The organism is uncultured Sphingomonas sp. (assembly GCF_913778135.1).
Lineage (GTDB): Bacteria > Pseudomonadota > Alphaproteobacteria > Sphingomonadales > Sphingomonadaceae > Sphingomonas.
In genome coordinates this window covers 20791-35690 of record NZ_CAJYVU010000145.1, presented here as the reverse complement: position 1 = coordinate 35690, position 14900 = coordinate 20791, and the positions used below count along the sequence as shown (strand labels likewise).

At 67.7% G+C, this 14900-nt stretch carries 17 protein-coding genes; 5 read left to right on the top strand and 12 right to left on the bottom strand.

Translation table 11 applies throughout. The features are described from left to right. Window positions 1–63: 63 nt before the first annotated feature. Complete coding sequence (locus QZ847_RS13410; protein WP_294357240.1) at window positions 64–972, bottom strand: prephenate/arogenate dehydrogenase family protein; 909 nt, start codon at window positions 970–972, stop codon at window positions 64–66. Continuing rightward, window positions 972–2138, bottom strand: coding sequence for a histidinol-phosphate transaminase (gene hisC / locus QZ847_RS13405; protein ID WP_294357238.1), 1167 nt, complete (start codon window positions 2136–2138; stop codon window positions 972–974). The genes QZ847_RS13410 and hisC overlap by 1 nt, the downstream gene beginning before the upstream one ends. A 192-nt stretch (window positions 2139–2330) precedes the next feature. Between hisC and QZ847_RS13400 the strand changes: the two genes are divergently transcribed. The 4 genes from QZ847_RS13400 to QZ847_RS13385 are packed head-to-tail and all read left to right on the top strand — an operon-like array spanning window position 2331 to window position 4952. Continuing rightward, the gene (locus tag QZ847_RS13400) at window positions 2331–3461 is read left to right on the top strand and encodes a homoserine O-acetyltransferase (protein ID WP_294357236.1); all 1131 of its coding nucleotides are present in this window, start codon (window positions 2331–2333) and stop codon (window positions 3459–3461) included. Continuing rightward, the gene (locus QZ847_RS13395) at window positions 3458–3892 is read left to right on the top strand and encodes a GNAT family N-acetyltransferase (RefSeq protein ID WP_294357234.1); all 435 of its coding nucleotides are present in this window, start codon (window positions 3458–3460) and stop codon (window positions 3890–3892) included. The genes QZ847_RS13400 and QZ847_RS13395 overlap by 4 nt, the downstream gene beginning before the upstream one ends. Next, the gene (gene metW / locus QZ847_RS13390; protein WP_294357232.1) at window positions 3889–4524 is read left to right on the top strand and encodes a methionine biosynthesis protein MetW; all 636 of its coding nucleotides are present in this window, start codon (window positions 3889–3891) and stop codon (window positions 4522–4524) included. Before QZ847_RS13395 ends, metW begins: the two co-directional genes overlap by 4 nt. A 29-nt stretch (window positions 4525–4553) precedes the next feature. Next, entirely contained in the window at window positions 4554–4952 is a 399-nt protein-coding gene (locus QZ847_RS13385) for a response regulator (protein ID WP_294190936.1), read from the top strand. On the opposite strand, the gene QZ847_RS13380 is transcribed toward QZ847_RS13385, so the two are convergent. The 6 genes from QZ847_RS13380 to QZ847_RS13355 form a co-directional block, all read right to left on the bottom strand. Next, complete coding sequence (locus QZ847_RS13380; RefSeq protein WP_294357287.1) at window positions 4930–6411, bottom strand: PAS domain-containing protein; 1482 nt, start codon at window positions 6409–6411, stop codon at window positions 4930–4932. The genes QZ847_RS13385 and QZ847_RS13380 overlap by 23 nt on opposite strands. Before the next feature lie 102 nt (window positions 6412–6513). Further along, a complete protein-coding gene (gene ssb / locus QZ847_RS13375) occupies window positions 6514–7071 on the bottom strand; it encodes a single-stranded DNA-binding protein (RefSeq protein ID WP_294190935.1) in 558 nt (185 codons plus the stop codon). A gap of 10 nt (window positions 7072–7081) precedes the next feature. After that, window positions 7082–8935, bottom strand: a complete 1854-nt coding sequence (locus tag QZ847_RS13370) for a ferrous iron transporter B (protein WP_294357229.1) — start codon at window positions 8933–8935, stop codon at window positions 7082–7084. Between the two features lie 27 nt (window positions 8936–8962). Next, window positions 8963–9226 carry a FeoA family protein gene (locus QZ847_RS13365; protein WP_294190933.1) on the bottom strand — a complete coding sequence of 88 codons (264 nt, stop codon included), beginning with the start codon at window positions 9224–9226 and terminating at the stop codon, window positions 8963–8965. Between the two features lie 51 nt (window positions 9227–9277). After that, the gene (locus QZ847_RS13360; RefSeq protein ID WP_294357227.1) at window positions 9278–9967 is read right to left on the bottom strand and encodes a COQ9 family protein; all 690 of its coding nucleotides are present in this window, start codon (window positions 9965–9967) and stop codon (window positions 9278–9280) included. Beyond that, a complete protein-coding gene (locus tag QZ847_RS13355; RefSeq protein WP_294357225.1) occupies window positions 9967–11028 on the bottom strand; it encodes a DMT family transporter in 1062 nt (353 codons plus the stop codon). Before QZ847_RS13355 ends, QZ847_RS13360 begins: the two co-directional genes overlap by 1 nt. 63 nt (window positions 11029–11091) lie before the next feature. Between QZ847_RS13355 and QZ847_RS13350 the strand changes: the two genes are divergently transcribed. Next, window positions 11092–12174: an alkene reductase gene (locus QZ847_RS13350; protein WP_294357224.1), complete on the top strand. Its 1083-nt coding sequence runs from the start codon at window positions 11092–11094 to the stop codon at window positions 12172–12174. 34 nt (window positions 12175–12208) lie between these two features. On the opposite strand, the gene QZ847_RS13345 is transcribed toward QZ847_RS13350, so the two are convergent. From QZ847_RS13345 to QZ847_RS13330, 4 genes are read right to left on the bottom strand one after another with little or no spacing between them, the layout of a single operon-like run. Then, entirely contained in the window at window positions 12209–12712 is a 504-nt protein-coding gene (locus tag QZ847_RS13345; protein ID WP_294357222.1) for a hypothetical protein, read from the bottom strand. A 12-nt stretch (window positions 12713–12724) separates the two neighbouring features. Next, on the bottom strand, window positions 12725–13144 hold the full coding sequence (gene ribH, locus QZ847_RS13340) for a 6,7-dimethyl-8-ribityllumazine synthase (protein ID WP_294357220.1): 420 nt from the start codon (window positions 13142–13144) through the stop codon (window positions 12725–12727). Window positions 13145–13148: 4 nt separating this feature from the next. Further along, window positions 13149–14291, bottom strand: a complete 1143-nt coding sequence (gene ribB / locus QZ847_RS13335; RefSeq protein ID WP_294189523.1) for a 3,4-dihydroxy-2-butanone-4-phosphate synthase — start codon at window positions 14289–14291, stop codon at window positions 13149–13151. Beyond that, window positions 14281–14898 carry a riboflavin synthase gene (locus QZ847_RS13330; protein WP_294357286.1) on the bottom strand — a complete coding sequence of 206 codons (618 nt, stop codon included), beginning with the start codon at window positions 14896–14898 and terminating at the stop codon, window positions 14281–14283. The genes ribB and QZ847_RS13330 overlap by 11 nt, the downstream gene beginning before the upstream one ends. Window positions 14899–14900 lie beyond the last annotated feature (2 nt).

Below are 14900 nucleotides of genomic sequence, written 5' to 3'. Positions count from 1 at the left end.
GCCCGGATGATAGGTCAAACAGCGTCGCCGGTGTAAGCGCATCGGCAATCTGTAGGACAGCGCTCAGTCGTGCTTGCGACCGAAATCGGCGGCGGCGTCGTCCTGCCCCTGATCGACGATCGAGCGGCGGATCGCGCGGGTGCGCGCGAAGCGATCGTACAATGCGTCACCGTCACCCCAGCGGATCGCGCGCTGCAGCTGCGACAGATCCTCCGAGAAGCGCTGCAGCATGTCGAGCACCGCATCCTTGTTCGACAGGAACACGTCGCGCCACATGGTCGGATCGGAGGCGGCGATACGGGTGAAGTCGCGGAAACCGCCGGCCGAAAACTTGATCACCTCGCTCTGCGTCACCTGTTGCAGATCGTCGGCCGTTCCGACGATCGTATAGGCGATTAGGTGCGGCAGGTGGCTGGTGACCGCGAGGACGAGGTCGTGATGGTCGGGCGCCATCTGCTCGACGTCGGCGCCCAGCCGGCGCCAGAACTCGGCGACGCGCTCGATCGATACCGCGTCATTCTCGGGCAGCGGCGTGACGATGCACCAGCGACCCCGGAACAGTGTCGCGAAGCCCGCCTCGGGCCCGCTCTGCTCGGTACCCGCGACCGGATGCGCGGGAACGACCCGCGAGGCCGGCAGGTGCGTGGTGAGTGCGGCGGCGACCGATGCCTTGCAGCTGCCGACATCGCTGACGATCGCGTCGCCGGGCAGGTCGGCGGCGATCTCCGCCGCGACCGCCGCCATCGCGCCGACGGGCACGCACAGGATGACGAGGTCGGCGTCGGTCACCGCCGCTCCCGCGGTGTCGGTCACGTCGTCGGCGAGCTTGAGCGCGCGTGCCGCCTCGCGCACCTCGGCGTTGGCGTCATGGCCGGTTATTTGAACGCTCGGCATATACTCCCGCACCGCGCGCGCGATCGATGAGCCGATCAGGCCCAGCCCGATGATCGTGACGCGGGCGAACGGCAGCATCAGCCGCGCTCGATACCCTGATCGGCTGGGCTCGCGTGCGCAGGCGCGGCGTGCTGCTCGACCAGCGTGCGGAGCGCCGCGGCGACACCGCGGGTCTCTTCTTCGGTGCCGATCGTGATGCGCAGCCCTTGCGCTAGCCCCTGTCCGGGTAGCCAGCGGACGATGAACCCCGCGTCCATCAGCCCCTTGTACGCGGTCTCCGCGGTCAGCTCGCCCTCGAACACGACGAGGACGAAGTTCGCCTCGCTCGGGATTGCGCGCAAGCCGGCATTGCCCAGGCCTGCGATCTCGGATGCGAACCACGCACGCCATTCGGCATTGTGGATGCGCGTTGCCTCAACGAAGCCACGATCCTCGATCGCTGCGACGGCGGCGCGCTGTCCGCCGATCGTGATGTTGAACGGCAGACGGATGCGGTGCAGCGCCTGGATGATGTCGGCGTGCGCGTAGCCCCAGCCGATCCGTTCGGACGCGAGGCCGTGAATCTTGGAGAAGGTGTGCGTGACGAGCACGTTCGACGCGGTGCGCGCGAGGTCGAGCCCGCCGTCGTCGTCGGCGGCATCAAGATACTCGGCATAGGCCTGATCGAGGACCAGCAGCACGTGGGCCGGCAAACCGGCGTGAAGCCGCGCGATCTCCGCACGGGGCGCGAAGGTGCCGGTCGGGTTATTGGGATTGGCAATGTAGACGACGCGTGTCCGATCGGTGACGCACGCGAGCACCGCATCGACGTCGGTCGCGTAGTCGCGATCGGGCGCGATCACCGGTGTCGCGCCGACGCGCCGCGCCGCGATCTCGTACACCGCGAAGCCGTAGCGGACGAAGATCACCTCGTCGCCCGGTCCCGCGAAGGCACCCGCAGCGAGATGGAGGATCTCGTCCGAGCCATTACCGTAGATGATCCGCGCAGGATCGAGGTCGAATGCCGCGGCGATCGCCTCGCGAACCGGCGCCGCGCTGGCGTCGGGGTAGCGCTCCAGCGTGTCGGCGGCGGAGGCGTAGGCGGCGCGCGCGGCGGGCGAGGTGCCGAGCGGGTTCTCGTTCGACGACAGCTTGGCGACGGTGCGTCCATCGTCGGTGGTTGAGCGGCCGGGGATGTACGGCGCGATGTCCATCACCCACTGGTTCGGGACGGGTGCGGTCGGGCTGGCTGCTGTGTCGGTCATGGCGCGGAGGCTTAGTGCGTGGCGCGTGTCGGGGGAAGCGTATCGTGTGCCTCAGGTGCGAGCGTAGGTCCTCTTGCCACTCCGGGGCCGATCCGGAGTCCTTCAGCGGACTGGGACAAGCCACCGCTTTGGAATGGCGGTCGGGTGCGATTGCTTGCGAGCACGCGAGGGGCGGATTATCGCGACCGCTCGATGTCGCTCGCCTCTTCTTCCGACGATCAACGCTTCGGCCTGTCGCGCTCGGTGGCGCTGCCAGGGCCGCTCGCGCTCGACGGCGGCGCGACGCTGTCGCCGGTCGAGATCGCGTACGAGACCTACGGAACGCTCGACGCGAACGCCGGCAACGCCATACTCGTCTGCCACGCGCTGACCGGCGACCATCACGTCGCCAGCGCGCATCCGCGCACCGGCAAGCCGGGCTGGTGGCAGCGCATGGTCGGGCCGGGCAAGCCGATCGATACCGACCGCTTCTTCGTCATCTGCGCGAACGTGCTCGGCAGTTGCATGGGATCGTCAGGGCCGGCCTCGATCGATCCCGCGACCGGGCGCGCTTGGGGCATGACATTCCCCGTCATCACGATCCGCGACATGGTGCGCGCGCAAGGCTTGCTGCTCGATCATCTCGGGATTGCGCGGTTGGCGGCGGTGGTCGGCGGATCGATGGGGGGGATGCAGGCGCTCAGCTGGGCGGCGACCTACCCCGATCAGGTGGCGTCGGCGGTGGTGATCGCGTCGACCGCGCGCCACACCGCGCAGAACATCGCCTTTCACGAAGTCGGGCGGCAGGCCGTGATGGCCGATCCGAACTGGCGCAACGGCGATTATTACGGCGGCGAGGCGCCCGCGCGCGGTCTGGCGGTGGCGCGGATGGCGGCGCACATCACCTATCTGTCGGAGGCCGGGCTGACCGAGAAGTTCGGGCGCCGGTTGCAGGCGAGGGAGGCGAAAACCTTCGGCTTCGACGCCGATTTCCAGGTCGAAAGCTACCTGCGCCACCAGGGACTGAGCTTCACCGACCGGTTCGATGCCAATTCTTACCTCTATATTACTCGCGCGATGGATTATTACGATCTGGCGGAGGAGCATGGCGGACGGCTGGCGAAGGCGTTCAACGCCGCGACGCGTTTCTGCCTCGTCAGCTTCGACACCGATTGGCTGTACCCGACGGCCGAATCGCGCGCGATCGTCCAGGCGCTGAACGCCGCGGGCGCGCCGGTCAGCTTCGTCGAACTGTCGAGCCCGTACGGCCACGACGCATTCCTGCTCGACTCGCCCGAACTCGACCGCATCATCGCTGGGTTCCTGCGTGAGGCGCGGGCGTGATCGCGCTCGACGATGACGCTGCCCGGATCGACATCGCGCGGGTGCACGGCTGGCTGGCGTCGAGCTACTGGTCGCCCGGGATCGAACGATCTCTGGTCGAGCGCGCGGTGGCGGGATCGCACTGCCTCGGCGCCTATGACGAAGAGGCCGAGCAGCGTGGCTTCGCGCGGATGATCACCGATCGCGCGACGTTCGCCTGGTTGGCGGACGTGTGGGTCGACGAAGGGTGGCGCGGGCAGGGAATTGGGCGCGCGATGGTGCGCTGGTTCCTGGACCATCCCGATTACGCGAATATCCGGCGTGTCGGGCTGGTCACGGCCGACGCGCACGGCGTCTATGCTGCGCTCGGCTTCACGCCCCTGCTTCGGCCAGAGCGTTACATGGAGCGGCTCTCCCCGGCGTTCGCCGCGCTGCTGGATCAGGCGCGATGACCATCGCGGGGACGCTGCGGCCCGATCTTGCGATTATCGCCGCCAATGTGGCCGCGGGCGCGCGGGTGCTCGATGTCGGGTGCGGGACGGGCGACCTGATGGCGGCGTTGCGCGACCGGTCGGGCGTCGACGCGCGCGGGCTTGAGATCGACGCGGTCAAGGTCGCCGACGCGGTCGCGCGCGGGTTGAGCGTGATCCAGGGTGACGCCGACGTGGACCTGGCCGGCTACCCGGCTGCGAGCTTCGACTACGCGATCCTGAGCCAGACGTTGCAGACCGCACGCGCGCCGCACCTAGTGCTCGACCATCTGCTGCGGATCGGGCGGCGCGCGTTCGTCAGTTTCCCCAATTTCGCGCACTGGCGCGTGCGGCTGTCGCTGCTGTGGGGTGGGCGAATGCCGGTCACGCGATTGCTGCCGGAGCGATGGTACGACACGCCCAACATCCACCACGTGACGATCGACGACTTCCGCGCCTTTCTGAAGGCACGCGACATCGCCGTCGAGCGCGCGTGGTTCCTGTCGGGCGATCAGGAGATCGGCGGGTCGGCCGCCAATTTCCTCGCCGAGCACGCGGTGTTCCTGCTTGTCCGGAACCAAGAAGATTGCTCAAGGTTAAGTCAACCAGTCTGATACCCACACGAGGCCCGCGCCCCAAGCCGATGTCAAAGACCGCGCTCATCGTCGAAGATGAAATCTTCGTGGCCCTCGATCTGGAGCGTATCCTGGTCGATGCGGGCTATGAGGTGGGCGCGATCGCGGCCGACAGCGCGCAGGCGCTCGCCGCGGCGCCCACGTGCTCGTTCGCCTTCGTTGACGTCAATCTGCGCGACGGGCCGACCGGGCCGGTGATCGCGCAGCAGATCGCGCGCGATTATGGCGTCAAGGTCGTGTTCGTGACTGCGAACCCCGGGCAGATCGGTACCGTCCCCGACGCACTCGGCTATGTGCGCAAACCGTTCAGCGATCAGGCGATTCTGGCCGCTGCAGCGATCGCGGCGGCGGGCGGCGGCGATGGTTCCGCCGACGCCGACTTCGTCAGACTGGACCCGATCGGCTGAACGACGAACGTGGCGCACTGATCGTCACCGTCAATCCTTCAACAAGCCAGTTGCGCTCGATCGCGCCGCCCAACTGACGCACCGCCGACATCTCGATCAGCTGCGTACCGAAGCCGACATGATCGCTTGCACCCTCTAGCGCCGGTCCGCCGATCTCGACCCACGTCATCGTGACGTCGTCGTCGGCCACCTCGATTGTGAGCGTGACCCGGCCCGCTTCGTTCGCCAGCGCGCCGTATTTGGTCGCATTGGTGGCGAGTTCGTGAAACAGCAGCGCTAGCGGCGTTGCGGCCCGGTCGTCGACCACCAAGTCGCTGCCCGTCACACGGATCCGTGCACCGTCGGCCGACTGATAGGGCAGGAACAGCTGGGCGAGCAGCCCGTGCAGGCTGTCCTGCGCCAAGCGGGGACGCGAGTGCGGGCTGTGCGGACGGACGAAATCATGCGCGCGGCCCAGCGCGGTGATCCGCTGCCGCAGGTCGCTCGCCACCGGCGCGAAGCCGGGGTGACTGCGCGCGGCGAACTGGATCAGCCCAGACACGACCGAGAAGATGTTCTTGATCCGGTGCGACAATTCCTGGCTGATGATCTCGCGCTGCTCGAGCGCGAGCTTCTGTTCATGAATGTCGGTGCAGGTGCCGAACCAGCGCGTGATGCGGCCGGTGGCGTCACGGATCGGCAGCGCACGGCCCAGTACCCAGCGATAATCGCCATCGACGTGCCGCAGGCGGTACTCGATCTGGTACGGCTCGCCCGTATCGAGCGAGTGCTGCCACACAGTCCAGGCGCGCTCCTGATCGTCGGGATGGAACATGCCGTTCCACTCCGCGCCATCGGTCGATCCTTCGGGCATGCCGGTAAATTCGTACCAGCGTGCATTGTAATAATCATGATAACCGTCGGGCAGCGTCGACCACACCATCTGCGGCATCGTGTCGGCGAGGGTACGAAAACGCGTCTCGCTGTCGAACGCGGCGCGGCGTGCGTCATTCTCCGCCGCGCGCCACGCAGCGCCGTCGCGCGAATCGCGCAGACGCGCCAGCACGTTGGCGGCGAGCACCACCAGCCCCTCATGCTGGAGCTTCGTCAGCCCGCCCGGACGAGGCGCCATGTCGAGCACGCAGAGCGCGCCGAGTGGAACGCCATCGTCGCTGACCAGCGGGGCTCCGGCGTAGAAACGCACGCCCGGATCGACCAGCATGGGATTGCGCACGAAACGCGGGTCGAGCGTCAAGTCAGGCACGACCATCACGTCGTTGCCCCACATCGCGTGCGCGCAGAACGACTGGTCGCGCGGCGTGCCGGTCATGTCGGTGCCGGTCGCAGACAGGAACGACTGCCGCGATTCCTCCACAAGGCTGACGAGCGCGACCGGCGCGTCGCACAGTCGCGCGGTGAAGTCGGTGATCTGCTTCAGCGCGGGCGAGTTGCGCAGCAGGTCGAGTTCGTACGCCTCCAGCGCGGCCGCACGGCACGCCTCGTCGACGTGCCAGCCGGCCGCCGCGGGTACGCCTGGCGCATCGGGCGTGCCCGGCAATTCAGAGACGGTTCGGTCGGTCACTTAGAACGGAACGTCGTCGTCGAGGTCGTCCGCGTAGCCACCGCCGAAGTTACCCGAGCTACCGCCCGACGAGCCGCCGCGCGACCCGCCTGATCCGCCGCCGAAGCCGCCACCGCCGCGCGATCCGCCACGATTGCCACCGCCGCCAAAGTCGTCGCCGCCACCGAAGTCGTCGCGACCACCGCCGCCCCCGCCGCTATTGCCGCCGGGACCATCGAGCATCGTCAGCGTCGCGCCCGGGCCTTGCAGCACGATCTCGGTCGAGTAGCGGTCCTGGCCCTGCTGATCCTGCCATTTGCGGGTCTGCAGCTGCCCCTCGATATAGACCTTGGAGCCCTTGCGCAGGTAGCGCTCGGCCACGCCCGCGAGCCCTTCACCGAAGATCGCGACCGAATGCCACTCGGTGCGTTCCTTCTTCTCGCCGGTGCTGCGGTCCTTCCACGACTCAGACGTGGCGATGCGCAGGTTCACCACCTTGCCGCCGTTCTGGAACGAGCGCGATTCGGGATCGCGCCCGAGGTTGCCGACGATGATGACCTTGTTGACGCTGCCTGCCATTCCTGCCTCTTCAAAGGCCGACGGCGACCGCCAGCCAATAGGTGATTCCCGCCATCACGTATGCGGCGGCGAACAGATAGCCTACCATGAACAGCGGCCACTTCCATCCATTCGTCTCGCGCCGCGTCACTGCGATCGTCGAGATGCACTGCGGTGCAAACACGAACCACATCAGGAACGCGAGCGCGGTCGGCAGTGTCCAGCGATTGCGCAGATTCTCGACGATGGTACGCTCGCCCCTCGCATCCTCGGGATCGTCGACCGCGTAGACGGTGCCGATCGCCGCCACCGCGACCTCGCGCGCCGCCATCGCCGGAATCAGCGCGAGCGCAATGTCGCGGTTGAACCCGATCGGGCGCACCGCGACCTCAATCCCGTTGGCGATCCGCCCCGCGACCGAGTAATTGACCTGGCTCTGCCCCTCGGGCGCCTTGGGGAATGACAGCAGCGCCCACAGGATCACGGTCGTGAGCGCGATGGTGGTGCCCGCGCGCTTGAGGAAGATGTAGGCGCGCTGCCACAGCCCGATCGCGACGTCGCGGAAACGCGGCATCTGATATTTGGGCATCTCCATCATAAAGCCCGACGAAGCGCCCTGCGTAACCGTGCGGCGCAGCACCAGTGCGGCAATGAACGCGCCCAGGATGCCGAGCAGGTAGAGCACCAGCAGCACCAATCCCTGCAACCCGACGAACCCGCCCAGCCGCGTGTTGGGAATAAATGCGCCGATGATGATCGTGTAGACCGGCAGCCGCGCCGAACAGGTCATCAGCGGCGCGATCAGGATGGTGGTCAGCCGGTCCTTCTCGTCGTCGATCGTGCGCGTCGCCATGATGCCGGGCACCGCGCAGGCGAAGGAGGAGAGGAGCGGGATGAACGCGCGCCCCGACAGGCCGACCCGGCTCATCATCCGGTCCATGAGGAACGCGGCGCGTACCATGTAGCCCGACGCCTCCAGCACCAGGATGAAGGCGAACAGGATCAGGATCTGCGGCAGGAACACGACCACCGCGCCGACCCCCGCGATCACGCCGTCGGTCAGCAGCGAGCGCAGGAAGCCGTCGGGCATGACACCCTTGATCGCGTTGTCCGCGGCCGCGAATGCGCCCTCGATCCAGCCGATCGGCGCTTTCGACCAAGTGAACACCGCCTGGAACATGACGAATAGCAAGGCAACGAGCAGGATGGGGCCGACGACCGGATGAAGCGCGACCGCGTCGAGCGCGTGATTCCAGCGCCTGACCGGCGTCTCGCTGACGGTCGCGGCGTTCGCGATCTGGCGCGCGCGGCGTTGCAGCACGCCGATCTCCTCGGGCACTGCCTCGACCGACTCGCGCGCGGGGACGCGCTCGCCGAGCAGGGTGCCGAGCTGTGCCTTGAGCATGTCGATACCGCGGCGGCGCACAGCGACGGTCGGCACCACCGGCACGCCGAGCTCGCGCGCCAGCACCTCCGGGTCGAGCGTCAGCCCGTCGCGTTCGGCGAGATCGACCATGTTGAGCGCGATCACGACGGGCAGCTTCAACGCGATCAGCTGGAGCGCGAAGCGAAGGTGATTGTCGAGGTTGGAGGCGTCGACCACCACGATCATCGCGTCGGGCCGGCGCTCGAACCCGCTGCGACCGGTCACGACATCGACCGTCACGCGCTCGTCGGCGGAGGCAGGGTCGAGGCTGTAGGTACCGGGCAGGTCGACCAGTTCGACCGGGCGCCCGTCGTCGAGCGAGAGGCGGCCCGAGTGACGCTCGACCGTGACGCCGGGGTAATTGCCGACCTTCTGTCGCGCGCCGGTCAGCGCGTTGAACAGCGCGCTTTTGCCGGCATTGGGATTGCCGACCATCGCGACCAGCGGCGAGGCATGCATGTCAGCCGGCGTGTGTCGTGCGACAGGTCACTCGGCCGGCAGCGGATCGACCGACACGCGCACCGCACCTGCGACCGCGCGGCGCAGCGCGACCGTCATGCGCCCGATCCGGCAGGCGATCGGCCCGCCGCCAAAGCGCGCGCGGTGGAGCACCTCGATCGCAACCCCGGCGTCGAACCCGAGTTCGCGCAGCCGCCGCGCCTCGGGCACGGCGAGCCGCGTCCACTCGATCGAATCGACGGTCGCAGCCTGGTGGCGCGGGAGGGTTTCGAGGTTGAACGGCGCGGTCACCTGATCTGTATAAGTCGCCTGCGATTGATTATCAATAACTCACATCGGCGATCATGCGACCGGGTAACGCAGCCGTCCGACAAAGCGCGACAGGCTGGGCCGATAGCGCGTCCGCGCCGTGGCGTTCGCCTTTGCCTTTTCGATCGCCATGATGTTGTCGATTCGACGCGACAGGAACGCGCGCGTTTCCGCATGACCCTCGCTGTCGTCGTCGAGGAAGACGGTGATCGTCGCCGCATAGGTGGCGAGCAGCATCGCGCGCTTGGTGTAGTGATTGTAGTCGGTGGCGGTATCGCCCGCGAGCCGCCACATCCGGTCGGCGCTGCGCCAGCCGAGTCGCGCCGCGCGTGCCACGTTGGTCGGCAGTGCGAGGATCGCGATTGCGCGGCGCAGCGACTCGCGATCAGGCGCGAGTATCTCGAGCCGCGTCTCGATCAGCGCGGTGATGCGCTGACGAATCTTCATGCCCGCGAGCACGTCGGCAGGCAGGCGCGCCGCCATCTCCGCATCGACGTGGTCGAACCAGGCATCGATCATTGCCGGCGCACCGCCGTCGAAGGCGAGCCGCGCCACGTCGCGGTCGATGCCGGCCCCTTCGGCAGCATAGTCGCGCGCCTCGTCGCCCCAGCCGTCGAATGCGGCGTTGCTGGCGATCGCGGGGGCGAGCTGCTGCCGGACCTCGTCGAGCGTCAGGTCGGCGGGGTCGTGCGCTGCTGCATTATCGGCCATCGTATCCGTCATCACCGCTCCTCGTATCCCGCGCGCGCCGCCGCCGGTTTCTCTACTTGGGGGCTGCGGCGCACCAGCACCAGCGCCGCCGCGACCATCGCGGCGCCGAACAGGTCGGGTGCACCCAATGTCTCACCGTAAACGACCCAGCCGATCGTTGCCGCGACCACCGGCTGGATCAAGAGCGCCAGCCCGACGACGAGCGGGCTCAACTTGCCCAGCGCGTAGATCATGCAGCCCTGTCCCAGCACCTGGCTGACCAGCGCCAGCCCGATCAGCGGCCACCAGCCGTTCGGCACGATCCGCTCCCCCATCGCGATCGCGATGATGAGCAGCGGCACCAGCGCGCCGAGCGAGGACAGCGCAAGCGCGGGCCACGGTGCCATCGTGCGGCGAACCCCCGACATCAGCACGAAATAGACCGCGTAGAGCACGCCCGCGACCACGCACAGCAGGTCGCCGACCAGGTGCCGCGGATCGAGCTGGTACGACCGCCCCATCAGCAGCCCAGCGCCAAGCGCGGCGAGCAGCAGCGCAGTTCCTTGCGTCCGCGAGGGCCAGGCGCGCGCGGCCAGAAAACCGTAGATCGGAAAGATGAACGTGGCCGAATTGCCGAACAAGGTCGCGTTGGCGAGCGTGGTCTGGCGAATGCCGATATGCCAGCTGCCCAGGTCCATCGCGAAGGCAATGCCGGCGAGTACCAGCAGCACCCACATCTTCCCCGGCAATCTCAGCGCGGCGGCACGCGTCCCGCTCAGGACTGCAAACACCGCGATCAACGGCAGTGCCAGCGCCATCCGCCAGAAGGCCGCGGCGACCGGCCCGGTATCCGCCAGACGCACGAACCACGGTCCGAACGCGAGCGCGACGTTGGCGACGACGACCGCGATCAGCGACAGGGCTGGCGCACCTTCACCCCCGTCGCCACTCTTGCCGTTACCGAGTGGCATCGGACCCGGAATCGGGATCGTCACCGCATCCTGGCGGGCGTCCGTGCCGGCGTGCGGAACCTCGTCGAGGTCGAGCGCGCTTGGCAGCGGCGAAGCATTTCTTGGGCGCGCGGGCTGGTGCATGGCGCCCCTTAGCGTCCTATCTGTGCGGCGTCAGGTAGCTGAATGAAACGGAAAGGCCCACGAATGCCCAGCCTGTTCGACCCCATTACTCTCGGCGCGATCGAAGCGCCCAATCGCATCCTCATGGCGCCGCTGACCCGCTCGCGCGCCACCAAGGAGCACGTGCCTACCGATCTGATGATCGAATATTATCGTCAGCGCGCGTCCGCCGGCCTCATCATCTCCGAGGCGACCGGTATCAGCCAGCAGGGGCTCGGCTGGCCGAGCACGCCGGGCTTGTGGAGCAAGGAGCAGGTCGAGGCGTGGAAGCCGGTGACCGCGGCGGTGCACGAGGCGGGCGGGCGCATCGTCGCGCAATTGTGGCATATGGGCCGGCTCGCGCGTCCCGACGTCAACGGGCTGGAGCCGGTGTCATCCTCCACGAAGCGCGCGCCGTATCACGATCCCGATCCGGCGAAGAACCCGTACGGCACGCCGCGCGCGCTGAGCGTGGATGAAATCCGCTCGACACTCGACGATTACGCTGCCGCTTCGCGCAATGCGATCGCCGCCGGGTTCGATGGCGTCCAGATCCACGGCGCCAACGGTTACCTGATCGACCAATTCCTGCGCGACAACACCAACGACCGCGAGGATGACTATGGTGGCTCGCCGGAGAACCGCATCCGCCTGATGCGCGAGGTGACCGAGCGCGTCGTCGCCGAGGTGGGCGCGGGCCGCACCTCGATTCGCCTGTCGCCCAACGGCGAGACGCAGGGCGCGGACGACAGCAACCCGGAAGCCGTGTTCGTACCCGCGGCGCGCGCGCTGAACGATCTCGGCATCGGCTTCCTCGAACTGCGCGAGGTCGGGCCCGAGGGCACGTTCGGTACCACCGACGTGCCGAAGCTGAGTCCGAAGATCCGCGAGGTGTTCACCGGCCCGCTGGTGCTCAATCAGGATTACACGCAGGAAGCCGGGCAGGCCGACCTCGATTCAGGCGTAGCCGATGCGATCGCATGGGGTCGGCTGTGGATCGCCAATCCCGATCTGGTGGAGCGGTTCCGCACCGGTGCGGGCTTCAACGAGCCCAATCCGAAGACCTTCTACACGCCCGGACCCGAGGGTTACGTCGACTATCCCGCGTTGGAACGCGCGGACGCGTGATCGCAGTGCCCCGCCGCTGACGTGGCGGGGCGCTTCACGCCGGATCGGTGTAACGGTCGAACAGCGTCGTCACCGTGGCGCGCAGCCGCTCGCGCACCTTCGGGTTGAACGCGACGGCGGCGAGCATGATCAGCAGCGGGAAGCTCGACCAGGCGAGCATGAGCAGCAGTGCCGGTGTGACGATGAGAAGCACCAGCGCGGCAAAGGCCGCCGCGTGGACGATCTTCGCGCGCGCCGGATCGAGCGTCACCGTGCGCGGCGCGCGATTATCGTAGAAGGGACGGGTCGTGACGCTGACGGTGCCGTCGAAGCGGGTCCTGCGCGGCAACGCACCGGCTTTCGGTGCTGAGCTGGTGCGCGGGACGGTCGCGCGGCCGATGACCTGATCCAGCATCAGCGGCGCGTCTTTACCCGTCACGTTGAGGGACGACGTGGCGCGCCCGGAACGTGGACTGCCGCCGATCGGTTGCCCGGTTGCGGTGTCGATCACTTCCAGTCGCCGCCCACGCTCCACGACGCGGAAGCGGGAGGGCGGCATGTCCATGGCTCGTCAGCCGAGCCGCGACTTGAGGTCGAACATCGCGAGCGCAGCCTTGGCCGCGCCGCCGCCCTTGTCGAGCTGTGCCGGATCGGCGCGGGTGATCGCCTGCGCCTCGTTTTCGGTCGTCAGGATGCCGTTGCCGATCGGAATACCGTCCATCGTCAGCGCCATGATCCCGCGCGCGCTCTCGTTCGAGACGATCTCAAAATGGTAGGTCTCGCCGCGGATCACGACGCCCAGTGCGACGAACCCGTCGTAGCGCCCCGTCTCCGCCGCGAGCGCGATCGCGCCGGGCACCTCGAGTGCGCCGGGAACGGTCACGACCTCGCAACTGTGACCTGCCTGCTTGAGCGCAGCCTCGGCCCCTGCGACAAGCATGTCGTTCAGGTGATCGTAGAACCGCGCCTCCACGATGAGGAAATGCGCCATGCCGTCAGTCTCCAGCTCGGTCGATCTTGCGCTCACCGACGATCGACAGGCCGTAGCCGTCGAGGCCGACCAGCGTGTGGTGCGTGTTGGTGAGCAGCACCATGTCGTGGACGCCCAGTTCGGCGAGGATCATCGCGCCGACGCCATAGTCGCGCAATTCCTCCATCTCGACCTCGACCGGCTCGCCGACCTTCATCTTGACCGCGGTGGAAAAGGCGTCGGCGCGGTGGCGGTTGATGACGATGATGACGCCCGCGCCTTCCGCTGCGATCAGCTCCATCGAGCGCGACAGCAGCCGTCCACGGTCATTGTCCTCGCCGAACACGTCGGCGAAGGGAGAAAGCGCGTGCATACGTACCAGCGTCGGCTTGGCCGGGTCCACGCGGCCCTTGACCAGTGCGACCTGCTCGGTCCCCGTCGCCTTGTTGCGATACGCGCGGACTGTCCAGTCGCCGCCCCAGCGGCTCGTGAACGGTGCCTCGCTCGCCAGTTCGACCAGATGGTCGTGGCGGCGGCGGTAGGCGATTAGGTCGCGGATCGTGCCGATCTTCAGGTTGTGGAGCTGCGCGAAGGAAACGAGGTCGTCCATCCGCGCCATCGTCCCGTCCTCATTCATGATCTCGCAGATCACGCCCGAAGGATTGAGGCCGGCCAATCGCGACACGTCAACCGCCGCCTCGGTATGGCCCGCGCGCACCAGCACGCCGCCGTCGCGCGCGACCAGCGGGAAGACGTGGCCCGGCGTCACGATGTCGGTCTTGTCCTTGGTGCCGTCGATCGCGACTGCGATCGTGCAGGCGCGGTCGGCGGCCGAGATGCCCGTCGTCACGCCCTCGCGCGCCTCGATCGAGACGGTAAAGGCGGTTTCGTGCCGGGTGCCGTTGTTGCGGCTCATCAACTCTAGCCCAAGCGTCTCGACCCGCGACTTGGTCATGGCGAGACAGATCAAGCCGCGGCCGTGGCGCGCCATGAAGTTGATCTTCTCGGGCGTCGCCATCTGCGCCGGGATGACCAGGTCGCCCTCGTTCTCGCGGTCCTCGTCGTCGACCAGGATGAACATGCGCCCATTGCGCGCCTCGTCGATGATCTCTTCGGGGCTGGACAAGTAACCGTGCCGCAGGCGGGCGAGTTCGGGGTTAGCGGCCACGGTAATGCTCCATCCGTTGGAGATAGCGGGCGAGGACGTCGATCTCGATATTGACCGACTGCCCGACGTCGAGCTTGCCCAGCGTCGTCACCGCCTGCGTGTGCGGGATCAGGTTTATCGTGAAGGTAGACCCGTAGGCGCCATCCTCCACTGTGTTGACCGTCAGCGACACGCCGTCGACCGTCACCGAACCCTTGGGCGCGAGGAATGGCGCCAGGTCGCCGGGCACGCGGATGCTGAGGCGGCGCGAGTCACCATCGGGCGTCACGTCGGTCACCTCGGCGACGCCGTCGACGTGACCGGTGACGATATGCCCGCCCAGCTCGTCGCCCAGCTTCATCGCGCGTTCGAGGTTGAGCGCCGCGCCCTCGATCCACTGGCCGCTGGCGGTGCGGCTGATCGTCTCACCCGAGACGTCGACCGCGAACCAGTGGCGACCGTCGTGCGCGCCCTTGTCCACGACGGTCAGGCATACGCCGGAGCAGGCGATCGACGCGCCGAGATCGACGGTGTCGGTGTCGTAGGCAGTGGTGATGGTCAGGCGCGTGTCGCCGCCGCGTGTCACGCGCTCGACCGTGCCGATGTCGGAGATGATGCCGGTAAACATGA

Excerpts from the sequence above, each read along its gene's own strand:
- ssb (WP_294190935.1), bottom strand. The coding sequence starts at position 7,071 with ATGGCAGGCAGCGTCAACAAGGTCATCATCGTCGGCAACCTCGGGCGC.
- QZ847_RS13350 (WP_294357224.1), top strand. The coding sequence starts at position 11,092 with ATGCCCAGCCTGTTCGACCCCATTACTCTCGGCGCGATCGAAGCGCCC.
- QZ847_RS13410 (WP_294357240.1), bottom strand. The coding sequence starts at position 972 with ATGCTGCCGTTCGCCCGCGTCACGATCATCGGGCTGGGCCTGATCGGC.
- QZ847_RS13370 (WP_294357229.1), bottom strand. The coding sequence starts at position 8,935 with ATGCATGCCTCGCCGCTGGTCGCGATGGTCGGCAATCCCAATGCCGGC.
- QZ847_RS13400 (WP_294357236.1), top strand. The coding sequence starts at position 2,331 with ATGTCGCTCGCCTCTTCTTCCGACGATCAACGCTTCGGCCTGTCGCGC.
- ribH (WP_294357220.1), bottom strand. The coding sequence starts at position 13,144 with ATGGCGCATTTCCTCATCGTGGAGGCGCGGTTCTACGATCACCTGAAC.
- QZ847_RS13355 (WP_294357225.1), bottom strand. The coding sequence starts at position 11,028 with ATGCACCAGCCCGCGCGCCCAAGAAATGCTTCGCCGCTGCCAAGCGCG.
- hisC (WP_294357238.1), bottom strand. The coding sequence starts at position 2,138 with ATGACCGACACAGCAGCCAGCCCGACCGCACCCGTCCCGAACCAGTGG.
- metW (WP_294357232.1), top strand. The coding sequence starts at position 3,889 with ATGACCATCGCGGGGACGCTGCGGCCCGATCTTGCGATTATCGCCGCC.
- QZ847_RS13330 (WP_294357286.1), bottom strand. The coding sequence starts at position 14,898 with ATGTTTACCGGCATCATCTCCGACATCGGCACGGTCGAGCGCGTGACA.
- QZ847_RS13385 (WP_294190936.1), top strand. The coding sequence starts at position 4,554 with ATGTCAAAGACCGCGCTCATCGTCGAAGATGAAATCTTCGTGGCCCTC.
- QZ847_RS13360 (WP_294357227.1), bottom strand. The coding sequence starts at position 9,967 with ATGACGGATACGATGGCCGATAATGCAGCAGCGCACGACCCCGCCGAC.
- QZ847_RS13345 (WP_294357222.1), bottom strand. The coding sequence starts at position 12,712 with ATGCCGCCCTCCCGCTTCCGCGTCGTGGAGCGTGGGCGGCGACTGGAA.